Genomic DNA, 19896 nt, shown 5'->3' on the forward strand with positions numbered 1-19896 from the left:
AAGCCTTTGCTTTTTTGTTGGAAAATGATTGAACGTGAAAAATTATTGGATAGCCATAACAGTCCTCGCTTTACTGTCTATCCTCAGTATTTTCGTTGGCTATTCAGATGTAACACCTACTGATTTATTATCAAACGATTCACATGCTTGGCTTATTTTCTGGCAAACCCGCCTTCCCCGTACAATTGCAGTCCTTTTGGTGGGCGCGGCCCTTGCTCTTTCTGGCATGATTATGCAGTTGCTTGCACGCAACCGTTTTGTTGAACCATCGACCGCTGGAACTGTTGAATCTGCTTCTCTTGGCATCCTTTTTGTGATGATTTTCTTGCCCGATATCCCTGTTCTTGAAAAGATGATTATCGCTACAATTTTTGCTATGACTGGAGCACTCCTCTTTATGTTTTTATTGCGCCAGATTCCTCTAAAATCTGGCCTTATTGTACCACTTACAGGAATTATGCTGGGATATGTGATTGGTTCCTTAACCAACGCTATTGCTGATCATGAAATGCTGCTCCCCTCCCTTCAAGCTTATTTATTTGGCAGTTTTGCGATGATTCTTGAGGGAAAATATGAAATTTTATGGTTCTCTCTTCCTCTTTGCATCCTTGCTTATTTCACTGCTGATCGCTTTACAGTAGCTGGTCTAGGAGAAGATTTAACCAACAATCTTGGACTAAATTATCGTACTGTCATGTTCTTTGGTCTTTTTATTGTTGCATCCATTACCGCAATTGTTGTCTGTACAGTTGGTCGAATTCCTTTCGTTGGACTGATTATTCCCAATCTTGTTGCAAATTTCATGGGTGATAATATGCGCTATACGGCTCCTTGGGTAGCAATCAGCGGAGCAGGATTGGTCTTGATCTGTGATCTTTTGGGACGAATCATTCATCCTTCTCTTGAAATACCCATCAGCACCATGATGGGAATTATTGGTAGTTTTATTTTTATGATACTGCTTTTACGCTGGAGAAAGCGTCTTGGATAAAAAGAAAGCAACAACACTTATCCTAACAACGCTTATCGTAATGGCGTGTACTGTCATCAGTCTTTATATGACATGGAATGTCAACATCTATACCTGGTCATTTCGTCTCACAAAACTTGTCTCTCTTCTTCTTATTGCCTATGCAATTACTGTTTCTACCGTTTTATTTCAAACAGTCGTTAATAATCGTCTTCTTACGCCTTCTATTATGGGTTTTGATCAGCTTTATATTTTAATCAAAACTGTCACGATGTATTTTTTAGGCTCTCTTTCTTTGCCGTTTTTAAATGAAGAAGGACAGCTCATTTTTGAAGCATTCATTCTCGTTCTCTTTTCAATAAGCCTTTTTCGCTGGCTTTTTTCAGACAGTCTAAAAGGCCTTCATTTAACCCTTTTGATTGGTGTTATTTTAGGTGGCTTTTTTTTCAGTCTACGCATGTTCATGCAATTGCAGTTAAATCCAGATCAAATGATGAATTTAACAGACATCATGTTTGCAAATTTTAATAAATTTAATACATCACTCATAAGCTTTGCCTCAATTATTGTCTTCATTGTCAGTCTGATTGGCTGGCGTTCACGTCACCTTCTGGATATTCTTGCTCTAGGACGCGAAAACGCACTCAATCTTGGAGTTAATTATCACAAAAGCGCCACAGCTATTCTTATATTTGTTTCCATTCTCGTCTCCATTTCTACAACATTGGTAGGACCCGTCACCTTTTTTGGACTGTTAGTTGCCAACCTTTCCTATGAACTTGCTCCTCAGGCAAAACACAGTGTTGTTATGCCAATTGCCATATTATTGGCTATCATTTGTTTGGTTGGTGGACAATTTATTTTAGAACAAATTTTTCATATGGCAGGACGGTTGAGTTTCATTATTGAATTTTGTGGTGGAACTGTTTTCTTAATGTTATTGATGAAGGGAAAACTAAAATGATTGAAATCAATCATCTTTCCAAGACTTACGGAGCGAGATTGATTCTTGATGATTTATGTCTTCATCTCCCCAAAGGGGGGATTATTTCTCTCATTGGTCCCAATGGTTCTGGAAAATCAACTCTTTTGATGTTGATAAGGCGTCTTTTACCGCGTCACAAAGGGTCAATTCATATTGACAGCTTAGATATTGATAAAATGCCCCACGATGTTTTGGCGCAAAAACTTTCAATCCTGCGTCAAGATAATCCTCTGTCCTTTCGTTTAACCGTGTATGATTTAGTAAGTTTCGGGCGCTATCCTTACTCAAAAGGCTGGTATAATCATGAAGACAAACAATTTATTGACAGTGCAATTCGATATTTCGGCTTACAAGATCTCAAAGACCGCTTTTTGGATGAACTTTCAGGTGGACAACGCCAACGGACTTTTATTGCAATGGTTATCTGTCAAAATACCGATTATCTTTTGTTAGATGAACCCTTAAACAATTTGGATATGAAACATTCTGTTTCCATGATGAAGCAATTACGCCGCACAGCCGATGAACTCAAAAAAACCATTCTTATTGTTATGCATGATATCAATTTCGCATCATCTTATTCAGATATGATCGTAGCACTCAAAAATGGAAAAGCAGCCTATTGTGGAACACCAAAAGAAATTATGCAACCAGAAATTCTTAAAGACATTTATGATGTTGATATTCAAATCAAAACAATCAATGACATTCCTATCGCCCTTTATTATCGATAAATTTCTTTCACTTATCGATCATCATAAAGACCCATTTTTGCGCTTGCCTACACTTTAAAATCTGCTAAGAATGACGACATCCACCCTTCTGGGGAATAGTTTAATGGTAGAACAGCGGACTCTGACTCCGTCAATCTTGGTTCGAATCCAGGTTCCCCAGCCAAATTTTCAATGTATGTAGCTTGTAGCTTGCCACTAGGTTTTGTATAATTTGACAGTAAGTTTTGTACCAATTTATTTTTTTTCACAGAGTTTTTAAGCGGTTCTCAGAGGAGTTTTAAGAGGTGTTTAGAACTGCTTTCATGAGTCTTATTTTGCTTGGCTCAGAATCGTAGTTTGAGATGATTCATTTCTTCCAGAAATCCCCTTATTTGACACCTAAAATCTATAAAATATGCATACAGAGACCAACAAATTTTGTCTAATTCGCATCATATTTTGTAAAAATGACCTCCTTTTCAAAGGATTTTCATTTTTTCAAAGGGTTCTCACAGGGGCTTCAAAGACCTTTCAAAGGGTATTTAAAGCCCCCTTTCATGAATCTTTTTTTCTTTTCTTAAAGATCGCAATTTGAGATGATCAGTTCCTTACTGGGAATCGCATTATTGGAAAAACAGCACGAATAAACTATTCTCACTTCTTTTAATGTAAACTGACTAAAAGTTTTTCGGATCTCTGGTACATCATTAAGAGACAGAACAAACTTTCCCTTTAATTGTGCAAGCAGTGTGGACATTTTCTGGTAATCCTCCCGCTTAAACAAATCTTTTCCGTAGCAATCCTCAACGCCCCAATAAGGCGGATCAAGGTAAAACAAGGTCGTTGGCCGGTCATAGCGAAGTATAAAATCAGACCAGTCTAAATGTTCAATGGCTACTCCTGATAAACGCCGGTAGATAAGCTTTAATAAGCCTTCAAGTTTCAAAGTGTTAAATCGTGCACTACGGTCTGTTTTAACTCCAAAGGTACGCTCTGCAACCTTCCCACTAAAACTCAACCGCTGTAGATACAAAAATCGCAAAGCCCGCTCTAAATCCGTGAGAGTGTTTGGATCTTGCATGCGCAAGCGTTGAAACTCCTCACGGCTGGTGATTTGGAACTTCAACAAATCCATAAAAGGATGATAATGGCGTTGCAAAACTCGAAAAAAATTCACCACATCACCCAAACGATCATTGATAATTTCAGAAGAGATAAACAACAAAATGTCTACTTCTTTTAGTGCAGTGCTAAACAATATTGAGGCACGCCCCTTACCTTTCAAATTTGTGACAGAGCACACTCTTTCCTTATATTTTAAATAAAAAATCCCATTATAACTGGCTGCAACTTTTGGAAAACTCTGTATCTTTTCCTATAAGTCCAAGATCTTTAATTAAAAGAGGTTTTCCTATCTCTCCATTATAGGCTTTAACATGAATGTTCTGTCCCTTTACATCTATAAGGTAATAATCTCCATTAAAGAGCGCGCCAGCTGTATAAACAGGAACATTTCCAAAGACCTTATCATTTTTTGCGCGGCAATAGGATTGATAATGGGTGTGTCCCACGAAGATTGCTTTGACATTATGAGAAGTGATAATGGACTTAAAAAGAGACAAATCTTTAGCATTCTTTTTACGAATAAAAAAGGATTCTCCATCAATGGAAGCGGCACGAGCATCATGAAAATTGATGATAGTCACTTTACCTCTCGCATCAGCAGCAGCAAGATCTTTTTTGAGCCAATCCAAAGATTTATTGATTTGCACTTCGATAGACGGTCCCTTCAGATGCACCGTATAACTTGGATAATTGTGAAGCTGCACATAGTGGACATCTCCATAATCCCAAGAATAACTCAAACTCCCCTTGATTGTATGAATATTCCCGCCCGAAATAGGAAGCAAACTTTCAGTAACATCTGCACTGAAATAAAAGAATTGGCTACGGTATTTTTTAATTTCCGATACCATTCTTGAAACGGCACTTATAGCACATGCATCTTTATAAAAATTGAATGTTTCAGGAGTTGTACACTTGCCAACATTATTAGCATAATCGTGGTTACCTAACCCTTCATAGACAGGAGAGCCAAGGTTTTTATAAACAGTTTTATAATCGTCATAGTTTTTTTGTTGACCAAATTCCGTCAAATCACCATTAACAATATGAAAAGCGGCCTTCTGTGCTTTTATAACATTGGTAACTTTCTCATTTATCTTTAACCATGGTTCCCTATTTGATAATCCATTGGGATCACCAGAGTTCAAACGCCACGGTTGTGGATCTGCCATAATGATTGCGGTATAATTTTTTGCAAGAGACTTTTCTTTTATGGACCAATCCATGAGTGCACTCTGAAGCCTCTCATCTCCTTTTGTTTTTTCAGCACTAAAATTCAAACAACCAGAGAGAGCAAAAGCCATCATGGTAATTGCTACATATTCAATTTTATATCGCATAAACACATTACCCTAAAATGTGATGTATTTTATTCAGTTTCTGCAAAACAGTTTTTTAGATTTTTTTGTCAAGAATGTGTTAAAAATTCAAAATAAAGAAAGCCATGCCCCATCAATATAAAAGCGGATTTGATAATAAAACTTTCCACTTGAAGCAGTTTATTGGTTGAGATTTTTAGCGGGAGAAATATCTGTTTCCAAAAGATCAAGATGATTTATCCAAAACCCAATCTTTATCAAAAACCTAGCAGATGTTGATATGCTAACATAAAAAACCAATAAATGAGGATATACTTAAATACCCCACCCTTTTAGGGATCAAGTACAACACCATTCAAGAATCTGACCATACATAACGTTATCTTTCATTACCGTCATATCATCTTTAACAATATAAAAGAACTCGAGCTGTAATAAATATTATAGAAAATATCTAAATTAATGGAATAAATTTATATACATATTATTACAATATTATATCAAATATAATAACAAAGTTTGAAATAAATAATCAATATTAATGATGTTTTAATATTGATTATTTTTTATCTTTGACAAAGCAAGCAAAATAAATTACCAAAATGATACGTTATCAATATTAATAGGTACAATTATCCATTTTTACTTCTTCTTATGAAGTTCGCGGGGAATGAATATTGGGGACTTTTATAAAAGGGGAATCCTAATGTATAAAAAACGCCTTCTGTCGTATACAGCGACAGCAGTTATCCTGTTGTTCAACATCCAGTTCAATGCATATGCTGAAACCCTTGAAGTTCCTGAGGGAAAACAACCAGATGTATCCGAAAAAACCTATGAAACGATTCAGTCCCAAACGGGTGGTCAAATTATCGGCAAACATTTAAGCGTTGTTGGGAATAAAACAACAAACACAAGCAAAAACACAACTGTTTATGTTGTAACAGCTGAAGGCGCTAACAGTGCGATTACGTTACAGGATGGCACGACGATTAAAGGAACAGATTCTGTCATTTCCTTAGGTGTTAAAGCCAAAGACGGTGCTACATTTCAAATGACTGGAGGAACTATTACAGTTTCCAACACTGGTGCTCTCTTTTGGAATAATAACAAAGAAAGTAAACTAAAAGATGTAGCCATATCAAGTGGTAACGACAAAGCCCCCTTGAATTTTGGAGTGAAGGCAGATAAAAACGGTACAGTCACTTTAGAAAATGTAAAAGTGACGCAAGCACACAACGCTATAGCCACAGATGATCATTCGACAATAACAGTCTCTGGAGGGTCATTTGATACAAAAGAGACAACAATAAGCGCTCTAAACGGCAGCACCATTACTTTAACTGACAATGCACAAATTACATCATCTGATGATGGAGGGCTTGGAGCAACAACGCAATCTACCATCACAATGACTGGAGGGACTGTGTTTGGGGGAAAAGCAGCATTGGGTGCCGCAACAGGTGGACATATTAAGGTGACAGATGTTGCTCTAAAAACAAAGGAGAGTGGATTCGGTGCACTTTCTCAGAACTCTAACAGTATGATTGAGTTAAAAAATACCACGATTAGTGATGCTACAATCGGGCTTCATGCAATAGACGGTGGCGTAATCAGCATGACGGGGGGGACCATTACAGCTTCCCGAGCTGCTGCTTACTTTAGAAATAGTAAAAGCAAAGAAAACAAACTAGAGAATGTGACGATATCAAGCGGTAAAAACGAAGCACCTCTAATCAATGGAATAAAAGCAGACAAAAACAGTACAGTTGCTTTAAAAGATGTAACCGTTACACAAGCACAAAATGCCGTAGTTGCAAATAATCATTCGACAATAACAGTTTCTGGAGGATCATTTGAGACAACAGAGATAGCAGTAGGTGCTCAAAACGGCAGCAGCATTATTTTAACCGACAATGCGCAAATCAAATCATCTAATGACGCTGGAATACAAGCAGATGGTTTAAACTCTACCATCACAATGACAAAAGGAACCGTCACAGGAAAAAATGTAGCGCTGACTACAACGCAAGGTGGCCATATTAAGGCCACAGATGGTACTCTAAAAACAAATGGCGATGGATTCGGTGTTGATGCTTATAACCTTGGTAGCATGATTGAATTGCTAGGAAATACAACAATTAGTGATAGTAAAATCGGGCTTCATGCAATAGACCGTGGTGCAATAAGCATGACTGGAGGAAGAATTAAAACTTCAAAAGTTGGGGCTTTCTTTGAAAATAGTAAATGCAAAGAAAACAAACTAGAGAATGTGACGATATCAAGTGGTAAAAACGAAGCACCATTATTCTTTGGAGTAAAAGCAGACGGAAGTACAGTTACTTTAAAAGATATAACCGTTACACAAGCACAAAATGCCATAAATGCAGATGATCACTCGACAATAACAGTCTCTGGAGGATCATTTGAAACAAAAGAAGCAACAATATTTGCTCAAAATGGTAGCACCATTAATTTAACCGAAAATGCGCAAATTATATCATCTAAGAACACCGGACTCTATTCAAAAGACTCAGGCACCACCATCACAATGGAAAAAGGAAACGTCACGGGAAAAACTTCAGCATTGATGGCAGACAATGGCGGACATATTAAGGTCACAGATGTTACTCTAAAAACAACAAGCGACGATATATCGTCCAGTGTAAATTCTATTGGCAAAAATAGCTTGATTGAATTGCATGGAAATAATACCACAATGAGTGATGCTCAAGTCGGGCTTATCGCAAGTGACGGTGGTGCAATAAGCATGACTGGAGGAAGAATTAAAGCTTCAAAAGTTGGGGCTGGCTTCTTAAACAGTAACAGCAATAAAAATCATCTAGAAAAAGTGACAATATCAAGCGGGCAAGACGATGCACTACTGAACTTTGGAGTAAAAGCAGACAAAAACAGTACAGTTGCTTTAAAAGATGTAACCGTTACACAAGCACAAAATGCCATAAATGCAGATGATCACTCGACAATATCAGTCTCTGGAGGATCATTTAATGCAAAAGAGATAGCAGTAGGTGCTCAAAACGGCAGTACTATTACTTTAAAAGACAATGTTACAGTTACATCATCTGAAGACCTTGGACTCCATGCAGAAGGTTCAAAAACAAAAATCACAATGGAAAAAGGAAGCGTCACGGGAAAATCAGCAGCATTGGCTGCAGAAAAAGGTGGACAGATTGATGCCACAAATGTTTCTCTAACAACAGAGGGCAAAGGAACAGGTGTACATGCATTGGGCACGAACAGCACGATTGAATTGCATGGTGATACAACGATCAATAATACTTTGAGCGGTCTTGGAGCAGTTGTTGGTGGTAAAATCACCAGCGAAAATTTAACAATAGTAGGGGGTAAAGCAATTGATGAAAACCGAAGCACTGGTATATGGACTACGGACTCTGGTAGTGAAATTCAGTTAACAGGCAAAACAATCATTCAAAATGTTGATGAAGGTCTTTATGCAGACGGTGGGAGTAAAATCACCAGCGGAGATTTAACAATAACCGGTGGTGAAAATAATAAAGAAATGACTGTTGGTATAAACATTTGGGATCTTGATAGTGTAATCGAGGTAAATGGTAAAACAACCATTCAAAATGTTGATTTTGGTCTCACTGCAATTGATGATGGCACAATTAAAATTAGTAATAATACTATTGATCCTAATTCTGAAAGTCCAGATACCAAGTCCAATACTCATCAGAATGTAAAGAAAAATAAAATAGAAGCAAAAAGAGCTGCACTGTATGTGATAAATGGCGGACACATTGATCTGACGGATGTCTCTGCAACAGCAGGTATCAGCGGCTTACAGTTCTTAGCTCTCTCTAATATTGACCCAAATGAACTAGCTGATCCACTAAAACATCAAAACAATGAAATCAATTTGACTAATACAAACCTCTCCGTTGAAAATGGCACAGGAATTTTCATTGGCGCTTTTACTAACGATAACATTGAAGATATTCTGGGTTTGTCAATCGGTACAGTCAATCTCAAAAATTCACAAATCCATGACGACGTATTACTAGGAAATGGTATTTTCGAAAATCCAAAATCTTGGGGAGCCGATAATTATTGGGACGCGAAAAATGTTAAAGCGATCACCAATGGAACCTTCAAATTAAACGCAAATCATTCCACTCTAGAGGGCAGAACGAATATTGCTAAAGACAGAAATGTCCACTTTGATCTGAAAAACAACACCATATGGACATTGAAGAACAGTGCAAAAGAAAAAGATGATGATGGCAATCTGCTTGATATCGCGCAAAGATCTCGTTCTGATATTTCCACGCTAAATCTTGATAATAGCTCCATCGTTTTTAATGGACCAACAGAAGACCATTATCACACATTGCATATCGGTTCTGGAAAACCAGACACGCAAGCAGTCTACAATGCAACAGGAAATGCACAAATTCACTTCAATGTAGCATGGAGTGATGGTGTAGCAAGTGCTGATCAAAAAACCGATAGGCTACTCATTCATGGTGATGTCTCAGGCAAGACAAAAGTTTATATCGAAAGCGATTTAGGGGATAAAAATAGCGTCATAAATGCTTCTGATCCTTCAAATATAGGTGGCCTCTCACTTATCCAAGTGTCTGGAAAAGCACAAGAAGACTCTTTCAAACTCGCAAATGGCTATACCACATTAAAGGGAGAACCTTATAAATATACGCTCACTGCCTATGGACCAGACTCAAGCCAAGGGAAAGCCGATGTTGCACAAAACCTCTTTGATGAAAAGAACGAAGATTTCTGGGATTTCCGTTTACACAAGGAAATTCTTAAAACGGGTCATGGTTCTACTCCAAGTGTGAACGCCCTTGTACCACAAACAGCAGGCTATATCGTCATGCCCAATGCTCTCTTCTATAGTGGATTAACCGATATGGCCAAGCAAAACGCGCTGTTAGCCAATATGAGAACATCTGTCTTGGGAAAAGAAGAAGAGAAAAACACAGGTTTCTTCCTTTACACCTACGGAAGCACAGGAACCTTATCCTCTGAACGTGGTCCTCTCAAATATGGTTATGGCGCTGATCTCCGCTATGCTGCCCTACAAGCCGGTGTTACATTGGCAGCAATTGAGGGACAAAATTCCACAACACATTTCGGTCTTGTCGCAACTTACGGACAATTGTCTTTCACTCCAAAAGATATGCAAGATGCAGGTAAAAACACATTGGACAAATGGTCTCTGACAGCCTATGGCAGCTCCCAGTATGACAATGGTTTCTATGTTGATACACTTTTGTCTTATGGGATCTTAAAAGGCGATATCACCAATGCCATCATTGGCAAAACAGCAAAATTGAAAAATGCCAAGATGTTGAGTATTTCCACCACTGTTGGCAAACAATTTGCTACCGGAACAGAAGGCTTAACATTTGAACCACAAGCACAGCTTGCCTATCAACATTTGATGTTTGACACCATCACCGATGTCAATAATTTCACCGTTGATATGAACAATCCTCATCAATGGATGATCCGTGTTGGTGGGCGTTTGACCAAAACCCTTTCCACTGAAAACAACCGTCCGATGTCTTTCTATGGAAAAGTCAACTTACTCAAAACATTTGGTGATGATGGTACCATCCAGATTGGCAGAGACCTTGACCTTGATCCTATGGGAACTGCAATTGAAGGCGGCGTTGGCATTAATGCGCAACTCTCCCATAATTTCTCTCTTCATGGTGATGTCAATTATCAACAAAAGCTTCAAAAAACCGGTATATCTGGAGCAAGTTTTTCTGGGGGAATACGTTATCAGTTTTAGAAGTCTTTAATTTCTATTTTTAAAACACATGCAGCGCTGAAAGATAAACAGCGCTGCATATCTTTTGTGCATTATAAATAACGTAAAGTGTAATATATACTTTCAATATAATGACAGTACATTATACAGCCTTTTATATGTTAAAATCTGAATTTCTTCATCAAAGCCTTCTTGCCCCTTTTATCAATAAAAAGAAAAGTATCTTAGCCTCTTGGATGATACACCTAAAATACACAATGGAATTTGTGCTCTCTTTTTTCTCTGTGAAAAAAAGATGCTGAAAACTTTTGACCCACGCTGAAATATATTTCCCCCTCGCTTCTTTTGCGCTTCATGACCACAAATTTTGGTCAACAGAGTATCCTTCAAAACCTTGTAAACTGTGCACTTTTAAAATACAGATTTACCAAACTCGATTTCTTGAAATGCCCTTTCCAGTGGTTTGCATAACCATTTTCAAGATCTTTTGAAGCAAATTTCAAGCGATAAAGAACTCTACAAAATAACTTGTTTTGTTCTTTACAATAAGAACATATTGATATAAAAGTCACCCCAATACTTGCACCATTAGGGGAGTGAAGTAAGAATCAAAGGCATATCAACATTAAGGGCATATATATATGTATAAGAAAAATTTTTTATTGTGTACAATTGCTGGAACATTCCTTCTCTCTTATTTTAATTCGGCTTACGCAAATACTCCCCCTCATGAAATACCACAAGTTAATGTCCAAGAGGGAGAACGAACTTTTAACAACGTTATTATCCGTGATAGAATTAGTACTGTGAACGCGAAGGGTTCAAAGACTGTAGTCACTATTGAAAAAGCGGAAATGACCTCAGAAATGATTTCATTTAGTGCAACAAAAGGTGGACGCATTAATGCCAAAAAAGTTAATGCAAAGACACTCATAAAAGGTCTAGACATTATAAATGGTATAATCAATCTTGAGGATTCAATAATAACCGTTAAAGGAAATCATGAAAGTTATGGTATCAGCTTTGGTTTTATCACAAAATCTGTAAAAAATGACGGTGAAGAAGTTGTTAATCAAGCAATCCTTACCAATACAAAACTACTTGTGGAAGATGGTGTCGGTATTTTAGGTCCAATCTCAAATGGTGAGATCAGACTTAAAGATTCAGAAATTCGTGCCGATGTGTTATTGCAAAATAAAACTATGCCAGGAACTGATCCTGTCACACTTAAATTAATTGCTGATGGTTCGTTTTTGGAAGGAAGAGCAAAAACATTACCAACCAACACAACAATTTTTACTCTGAACAACAACAGCAAATGGCTTCTTAAAAATAGTCAAAACGAAGTAGATAATGATGACATCACTAAACTGTTTAACTACTCGCTGCTTGATATTAATAAAAGAGCGCAATCTAACATTTCAATACTGAACCTTAGTGATAGTTCTATAATATTTGATACACCCAATGCGCTGACCGCATACCATCACCACACCTTGCATGTAGGAAAACAACCACAAGCTGAAGAGCCTCAACCGCTGAGAAATCAAGGACCTCATGAGGCAGCAGTCTACACTGCAACAGGCAAGGCAGAAATTCATTTGAATACTAAATGGAGTGATGGAGAAGAAAGTGCTGACCAAAAAACTGACCGTCTTCTCATCCATGGTAATGTCTCAGGCACGACAACAATCCATTTTAACAGCCTTTTGAACAGTCAAAATACACAAGCTGAAGATTCCATTCCTGTAAACACACATGGACTCTCACTCATTCAAGTTTCTGGAAAAGCAGAAGAAAGCTCCTTCAGACTTGCAAATGGCTACACCACAATGGGGGGCATGCCTTACAAATATACGCTAAATGCCTATGGTCCAACAGCAAGCCGTGGAAAGGCAAATGTGGCACAAAGCCTCTTAGGAGAAAATGAGAATTTTTGGGATTTCCGTTTGCAAAGTGCTACCCTTGATCCTGAAGCAAAAATCAAAGCGCTCGTACCACAAGTGGCAAGCTATTTGGTCATGCCTAGCGCTCTCTTCTCCGCTGGATTGGCTGATGTGAACAATCAAAATACATTGCTAGACAATATGCGAACATCAGCAGTCGAACTAGAAATGAGTAAAAATAAAGGTATCTTCTTCTCTTCTTATGGCAAAAAGAGCACATTCTCTTCTAACCGCAATCCATCGCAATATGGCTATGGAGCTGATATTCGCTATGCTGCCTTGCAAGCAGGCGTGATATTAGCAGCAATAGAAGAGCAAAATATCATAACAAATTTTGGTCTTTTGGGAACATATGGAAAACTCGCTTTCACTCCAAAGGATATGGAAGGCTCTAAAAAAAGCACATTGGATAAATTTTCTCTTGCCGCCTATGGGAGCCTCCAGCATAACAGTGGCATATATATCAATGCACTCTTCTCCTATAGCGCTCTGAAAGGAAATATCACCACTGCTCTCATTGGAAACACCGCAAACCTAGATCATACAAAAACATGGGGTGCATCTGCTAGCATTGGACAGAGATTGGCAACCGGAACGGAAGGCTTAATATTTGAGCCGCAAGCACAGCTTGTTTATCAACGTCTCATGCTTGGTACTTTCTCAGATATCGACGGCTTTGACGTGAATATGGGCAATCCTCATCAATGGTTAGGGCGTATTGGTGGACGTTTAACACAAATGGTAACACCTGCTGACAAAGACTATGCTCTTTCCTTCTATGGTAAGCTGAATGCCATGAAAGCTTTTGGCGATAATGGCACAATACAAATTGGTGACACTTTCCATCTTGATTCTGCGGAATCTTCTGTTGAAGGTGGACTTGGTGTGAATGCGCAATTGTCTCAAAATATCGCTCTTCACGCCGATGTTAGTTATCAACATAAACTTCAAAAAGCTGGCTTCTCTGGGATAAATGTTTCCGGTGGATTACGCTATCAATTTTAAAAGTCTCTAATTTCTATTTTTAAAACACATGCACCGCTGAAAAACAAACAGCGCTGCATAGCTTTTCTGCATTACAAAAAATTATTCTGTTTTCATCAAAAAAATATTGAGGAGCATTTCTATGCATAAAAAGCGTTTATTCTTGTCACAGCCGCTTATACTTTTTTTCTTATTTTAAACTTGACCGACACAAGCAACGCCTCTGGTTTAAGTCCTCAAACTTACAGTACCATTGGAGATCTTGGGAGCACTCCTCAGCAATATCAAAACCGTTCTTTGAGGAGTTTGGTGCAAAACCCAACGTCATCAGCGAGAAATCTTGGGCGTATAGCTTCTGGCGGTATGATGGGTCCAGATCCATATTTTGATGAGAAACTTAAAGAGGGCTTAAGCGAGATAAGGAATAGTATTAACAGACAGTTTTCAGGTATTGGTCTCTATGGTTCTAGTGCACACAAGAATGAGTTAAATAATGGACTCGGTGATGCACTTGCCCGTATCAAATATGACCGTCGTGATAGAGATTTACAACACATGATGCAAGCCAATGCGATGATTGATCAATACAATCAGAACCAAGCTGGTGTGGCAAATAACTACTTTCAAGGCTACAACAATGCAGTTTTTGAAAAGGCACTTCGAGAGGAATTGGATGAGGTAGAAAATAGAATTAATAGGTATTTCTCAGCGATTGGTCGTTATGGAACGCCTGATCATAGGGATGCATTGCGGAAAGCCAGTAGTTCTATTTATGCCCGTGCTATAGCAAATCAATACGATGCGAATTTTGAAAAGGTACTTGAAAAATCTATGGATAGTGTGCGGAATACCATTAAAGGTTCTTTTTCAGAAAATGGTCGTTATGGGTCTGGAGCGCATAGGGAGACGTTAGAGCGTGAACTTGAGGATTTAGCTGCAAATCATAGGCTTAATCATTACTATCGGAATAGGCATAATATGCTACAAGCCAATGCAGCATATACTAATTCCTTACAAAAGGCTATGAATCGTGTGAGAGATGAAGTGAACAGTGTTTACTATGCTGCTGGTCGCGGTGGGTCTGGTGCACATGCCGATGCGATGGAAAATGGATTAACAAACGCTATGGTTAACCATTACAATCAGTATGTGCAAGATATACTACAAGCCAATGCACTACTTGGTGAACTCAATAAGTATCAGTTGGCGACAGAAAATAACCTTTTACAACAACAAAGCAATGCCTATGCCAATGTTTTACAAAATGCAGTGAATCTTGAAACCGATAATCAACGACGTGTTGATACCCAACGTGCACAATGGGTAAAAGAAGACAATCGCGCTTGGAAGGAACTGCAAGATAAAGCGGACATGCTGCATAAAGCGGCAGCTGTGGATAATGCCTTACAAGGACAAAACAAAGCTCTTGCCAATACTATACGAAAAGAAATCCAAAAGGTTTGGGATACCGAGACAGCAACAAACATAGAGAAAAAAGCAAAAGCTTCAGTGTCCCCTCTTCCACTTATAGAGAATAACCTACCTCTCAATTCTTCTCAGACAGAGGGAGAACATTCTGGCAATGAATTCCTCCCTGCTCATACTATTCCACAACAAAAGGAGAAAGAGAATACCACTTCCTCTACACCGAAAACAACTCCTAACACATCATCAGAAGCGCAGGTGAATTTCCCCTCAAAGATTGAGACGACGAGCAAAACAGCCGGTGATGCTGAAAAACCATCTAAGCTTGCGGACAATAACAAAACCGTAGCCCTCTCTCATACCCCTCTTAATTCTGAAGAAAAAACCAAAACGCTCACGCCACAAATGGCAAACACTTTGGTGATGCCTAACGCTCTTTTTGCTGTTGGATTTTCTGATATAAACAATCACAATATATTGTTAGACAATATGCGAATAACAATGTTTGAACCAAAAGAGAATGAAAAAAATGGGCTTTTCTTCTCTACTTATGGGAATATACTTACGTTCTCTCGCAGTGTTAATTCACCACAAGAAAATGTTAGGACGAATATTCACTACGCAGCACTACAAGTAGGTTTTAAATTGATAACACTAGAAGATCAAAATACCATCACAGATTTTGGTTTTTTGGGGTCATACGGAAAACTCGCTTTCATCCCAAAAGATATAGAAGGCTCTCAAAAGAGTACGTTCGATAAGTGGTCCCTTACAGCATATGGAAACCTCCAGCATGATAGTGGAATATATGCAAACGCATTCCTCTCTTACGGAATTTTTAAAGAAAATATCAGCACCACTCTCGTAAGAAATACTAAAAATAACACAAAAACAGTGAATGCCTCTGCCACCGTCGGTCAGAAATTACCCCTCAATATTGAAGGATTTATCCTTGAACCCCAAGCACAACTTTCCTATCAATATCTCATGCTTGGCATCCTCCCAGATACCGATAACTTCAAAACTAACATGCGCAATCTTCATCAAGGCATGCTGCGTATTGGTGGTCGTTTAACACAAAATAAAGGTCATGCCGTTTCCTTCTATAGCAAATTATACATTACTGAGACTTTTGGTCATAAGAGTGCCATAGAAATGGGTAAGAGTTTCCAACTTCTTTCTATGGGAACTGCAGTTGAAGGTGGTTTTGGTGCTCATGCACACTTATCACACAATATTGCGCTTCATGGTGATGTTAGTTATCAACATAAACTCAGAAAAGCGGGCCTTTCTGGAATGAACGTTTCCGCTGGAATGCGTTACTGTTTTTAAAAACAATTTAATTCACATCTTGAAATATAGACAGCGCTATATATATTTCTTTTTGTAATTTAAAAAAGAAACATAATGGGTTAAAAAATTTTATTTTTTAAGAGAGGGGGGGGAGCAGATATTTAGGAATATATCTCATGAAAAAAAGCTTCTTGCTCTGCACACTTTCTGGAATTTTCTTTTGCTCTTCCAGCCTATCCTATGCCTTCTCTACAACACCTCCACCATCGCCTCCTTCCACTTTACCCAAACCACCTGAAAGATCTTCGCTTCGAGATCATAAAGAAGAAGCCTCACCTAGAAATACAGAAACTGAAAGGACTTCTTCCTCTGGATCACAGCTTCAACATGCTCGAATGGGGGCAGACAGATCAAATACTGAAGCTATCCCCAGAGGAAGTGTACAAGGCTATCCACCTGCAAAGCCTGCACTCTCAGGAAATGATGGAGAATCTGCAGCTGCAGGACTCGCGAAATCTAGAAGACGCCAAGGTGCCTCTTCTTCTTCCACAGGTCCTGTCACGGGAGAGAAAACACCAAGTCCTTCTATGGCTCCAGAATCAAGACCTGAAAACTCAGAGCTTGCGCAACCAGAATCCGAAAAATCAGCACCTGTGAAACCGAGCCTTGGACAGGAAATGCCTAAAAAACCTGAACTTGCAAAACCAGTAAGCGTACAACCAGAAAAACAGCCTGAAAAACCAGTACAAAGTGAGGGTATACAATCTAGGATTGCGGTTGAAGACGGTGAAACTGTAACTCTGCATGATGTTAACATTTACGACAGGTATTTTGCTGTCAATGTAACGGGTGAAAACTCAGTAGCTAAAATACGAGGAGGAACAGTTGCTGCAAATTTTGTTGCACTAAGTGCAACAGAAGGCGGAACTATTGATGCCTCCAATATTATTGCAACAGCAGAAACAGCTGGTTTGGTAAGCAGCAATGGTACAATAAAGCTTAAAGATTCGACCGTACATGTTACGGGTTTTTATAAGACTGATGGTATCCTTCTCAAAGATTCTCTCTCCCAGGTGTTAGAAAACCAAGATATACGCAATGCTGAAGGAAAAGCTGATGCTCCCCCAAAAGAGCAAAACATTGCGAACAGAATAATACTGGAAAATACGAAGCTTTTCGTTGAAAATGGTATCGGCATTGGTGTTTATGGGAAACACATAAACAACAAAATTAACCTCAAAAATTCAGAAATTCGTGCTGATGTTTTATTAAAAAATGAAAGAGGCTCTCCCCTTTTATTAACAGCAAATCATTCCCTTTTAGAAGGGCGGGTAAGAACGTTAGAAAAGAGCAAAACAGTATTTGATTTCACAAATGGCTCAAAATGGCTTTTAAAAGCGAATAAAAACGCAATGAATAATGATAAAGAGCCCTCTGATTATGCGCAGTTTGGCTCTGATGAAAAATCATACTCTAACCTTTCTGCACTCAAACTCACAGACAGTATGGTTATGTTTGAAAAGCCTATGGGAGAGCGTCACCAGACTTTGTTTATCGGCTCTCACCCGCAACAAGGAGATGAAAATTCCAATGCGCCAGTAGTTTATAGTGCAAAAGGTGTTGCAGAGATTCATTTGAACTCTCAATGGAGTAATTCTTCTCCAATAGCAGAACAGAAAACTGATCGTATTGTGATTTATGGTGACGTCGAGGGAAGTACCGTAGTTCATATTAATCTTTTAAAAAAGGAGAAAAAAACAACCGAGAGCAGTTCTGCTTGGGGAGAACACATGGCTTCTCTTCCTTTAGAGACGCATGGGATTTCGCTCATTCAAGTTTCGGGAAAAGCGGATGAAAACTCCTTTAAGTTAGCGGGGGATTATATGACAATGGATGGTTTGCCTTATAAATATGTACTCACGGCCTATAAACCAGAGACATCTCATGAAAGCCAAAATCTTTTGGGGAGGAATGATCGCAATTTCTGGGATTTCCGATTGCAGAATGCCTATCTTGATAAGGATAAGAAAGTGAGGGCGCTTTTACCACAGGTAGCAAATTATTTGGTCATGCCCAATGCGTTGTTTTCTGCTGGATTTGCTGATGTAAACAATCAAAATGTGCTGTTAGATAATATGCGTACAGCAGTATTTGGAACAGAAAAGAATAAAAAGAACGGCATCTTCTTGTCCTCCTATGGTGAGAAAGTGACTTTATCTTCTAACCGTACCCCCCTGCACTATGGCTACGGTGCTGATGTGAACTATACTGGGCTACAACTCGGTGTGGTATTGGCAACACTAGAAGGTGAAGATATCCGTACGCATTTTGGTCTTTTAGGAACATACGGAAAACTTGGCTTTACTCCAAAGGATATGGAAGATTCTGAAAAGACAACGCTTGATAAATGGTCACTCACAGCTTACAGCGGCATCCAGCACAGAAATGGCCTCTATGTAAACGCGCTTCTTTCCTACGGAACACTAAAAGGAAATATTACCACAGCTCTTGTTGGAAATGCCGTAAAACTGGATGGTACTGAAACACTCAATATATCTGCTACCGTTGGTCAAAAAATAACAACCGGTACAAAGGGGCTAATGTTTGAACCACAAGCGCAATTCATTTATCAAAATCTTATCTTCGATATCCTGTCAGATGCCAATGGTTTAAAAGTTGATATGGGCAATCCACGTCAATGGTTGGTCCGTATGGGTGGACGTTTGACACAAACTTTCACCAGCGAAGAAGAAGCCAATGATTTTTCCGTTTATGGCAAATTGAACATACTCAAAGCTTTTGCTGATGGTGAAACGATAAAAATTGCTGACACATTCTATCTTGATCCTACCGGCTCTGCAATTGAAGGAGGTATTGGTGTGAATGCCACCCTCACTCCAAATATTGCACTCCACGGTGATATTAGCTATCGGCATAAACTTCAAAAAGCCGGTGTTTCTGGAACCAATTTTTCTGGTGGAATAAGTTATCGTTTTTAAAGCAGAACAAGTGTTAATTTTAAGAAAAGGCAGCACAGAGTGCTGCTGCTTTTTTGATGAAATTCTCTTTTTCAAAAAAATCTTATAACAATGCTAAAAAACCGCTCAATAAACAAAAGAGAAATACACACACCCTCTCTATAAAATCATTCTTTCAACAGACAAAATGATAACTTATCATTATAAATCAAACATATTGTCTGTTGAATGAGAGACTTGAATACTGTGGAGTTCTCTCATTTCGATCCTGTTTATGTTGAATCAATCAAAACCACCCGCTTGCGCGTTACAAGCGGGATTGACGTGTGAATAAAAACTATAGAAAGGAATAACAATGCTTCTTATGAATCGT

The 19896-nt window shown here is 38.6% G+C and carries 9 protein-coding genes and 1 tRNA gene; 8 read left to right on the forward strand and 2 right to left on the reverse strand.

Going from position 1 to position 19896, the window contains the following annotated elements; translation table 11 throughout:
• The first annotated feature begins 34 nt into the window (after positions 1-34).
• The 4 genes from J7R12_RS05140 (at position 35) to J7R12_RS05155 (ending at position 2852) form a co-directional block, all read left to right on the forward strand.
• Complete coding sequence (locus J7R12_RS05140) at positions 35-991, forward strand: ABC transporter permease (RefSeq protein ID WP_126603775.1); 957 nt, start codon at positions 35-37, stop codon at positions 989-991.
• On the forward strand, positions 984-1934 hold the full coding sequence (locus J7R12_RS05145) for an iron chelate uptake ABC transporter family permease subunit (RefSeq protein WP_126603776.1): 951 nt from the start codon (positions 984-986) through the stop codon (positions 1932-1934). The genes J7R12_RS05140 and J7R12_RS05145 overlap by 8 nt, the downstream gene beginning before the upstream one ends.
• Positions 1931-2689: an iron ABC transporter ATP-binding protein gene (locus J7R12_RS05150; RefSeq protein WP_126603777.1), complete on the forward strand. Its 759-nt coding sequence runs from the start codon at positions 1931-1933 to the stop codon at positions 2687-2689. Before J7R12_RS05145 ends, J7R12_RS05150 begins: the two co-directional genes overlap by 4 nt.
• 89 nt (positions 2690-2778) lie before the next feature.
• Positions 2779-2852 (forward strand) — tRNA-Gln (locus J7R12_RS05155).
• Positions 2853-3245: 393 nt separating this feature from the next.
• Here J7R12_RS05155 and J7R12_RS05160 read toward each other — a convergent pair.
• Both J7R12_RS05160 and J7R12_RS05165 read right to left on the reverse strand, forming a co-directional pair.
• Positions 3246-3929, reverse strand: a complete 684-nt coding sequence (locus J7R12_RS05160) for a DNA adenine methylase (protein WP_234924838.1) — start codon at positions 3927-3929, stop codon at positions 3246-3248.
• Positions 3930-4002: 73 nt separating this feature from the next.
• A complete protein-coding gene (locus tag J7R12_RS05165; RefSeq protein WP_126603778.1) occupies positions 4003-5133 on the reverse strand; it encodes a metallophosphoesterase in 1131 nt (376 codons plus the stop codon).
• A 2530-nt stretch (positions 5134-7663) separates the two neighbouring features.
• On the opposite strand from J7R12_RS05165, the gene J7R12_RS09225 reads away from it, so the two are divergent.
• From J7R12_RS09225 to J7R12_RS05185, 4 genes are all read left to right on the forward strand, one after another.
• Positions 7664-10918, forward strand: coding sequence for an autotransporter outer membrane beta-barrel domain-containing protein (locus J7R12_RS09225; RefSeq protein WP_425320865.1), 3255 nt, complete (start codon positions 7664-7666; stop codon positions 10916-10918).
• Between the two features lie 620 nt (positions 10919-11538).
• Complete coding sequence (locus J7R12_RS05175; protein WP_126603780.1) at positions 11539-13848, forward strand: autotransporter family protein; 2310 nt, start codon at positions 11539-11541, stop codon at positions 13846-13848.
• Between the two features lie 288 nt (positions 13849-14136).
• A complete protein-coding gene (locus tag J7R12_RS08965) occupies positions 14137-16584 on the forward strand; it encodes an autotransporter outer membrane beta-barrel domain-containing protein (RefSeq protein WP_234924837.1) in 2448 nt (815 codons plus the stop codon).
• A gap of 137 nt (positions 16585-16721) precedes the next feature.
• The gene (locus J7R12_RS05185; protein WP_126603781.1) at positions 16722-19544 is read left to right on the forward strand and encodes an autotransporter outer membrane beta-barrel domain-containing protein; all 2823 of its coding nucleotides are present in this window, start codon (positions 16722-16724) and stop codon (positions 19542-19544) included.
• Positions 19545-19896 lie beyond the last annotated feature (352 nt).

Source organism: Bartonella vinsonii subsp. vinsonii, from assembly GCF_902825235.1.
GTDB lineage: Bacteria > Pseudomonadota > Alphaproteobacteria > Rhizobiales > Rhizobiaceae > Bartonella > Bartonella vinsonii.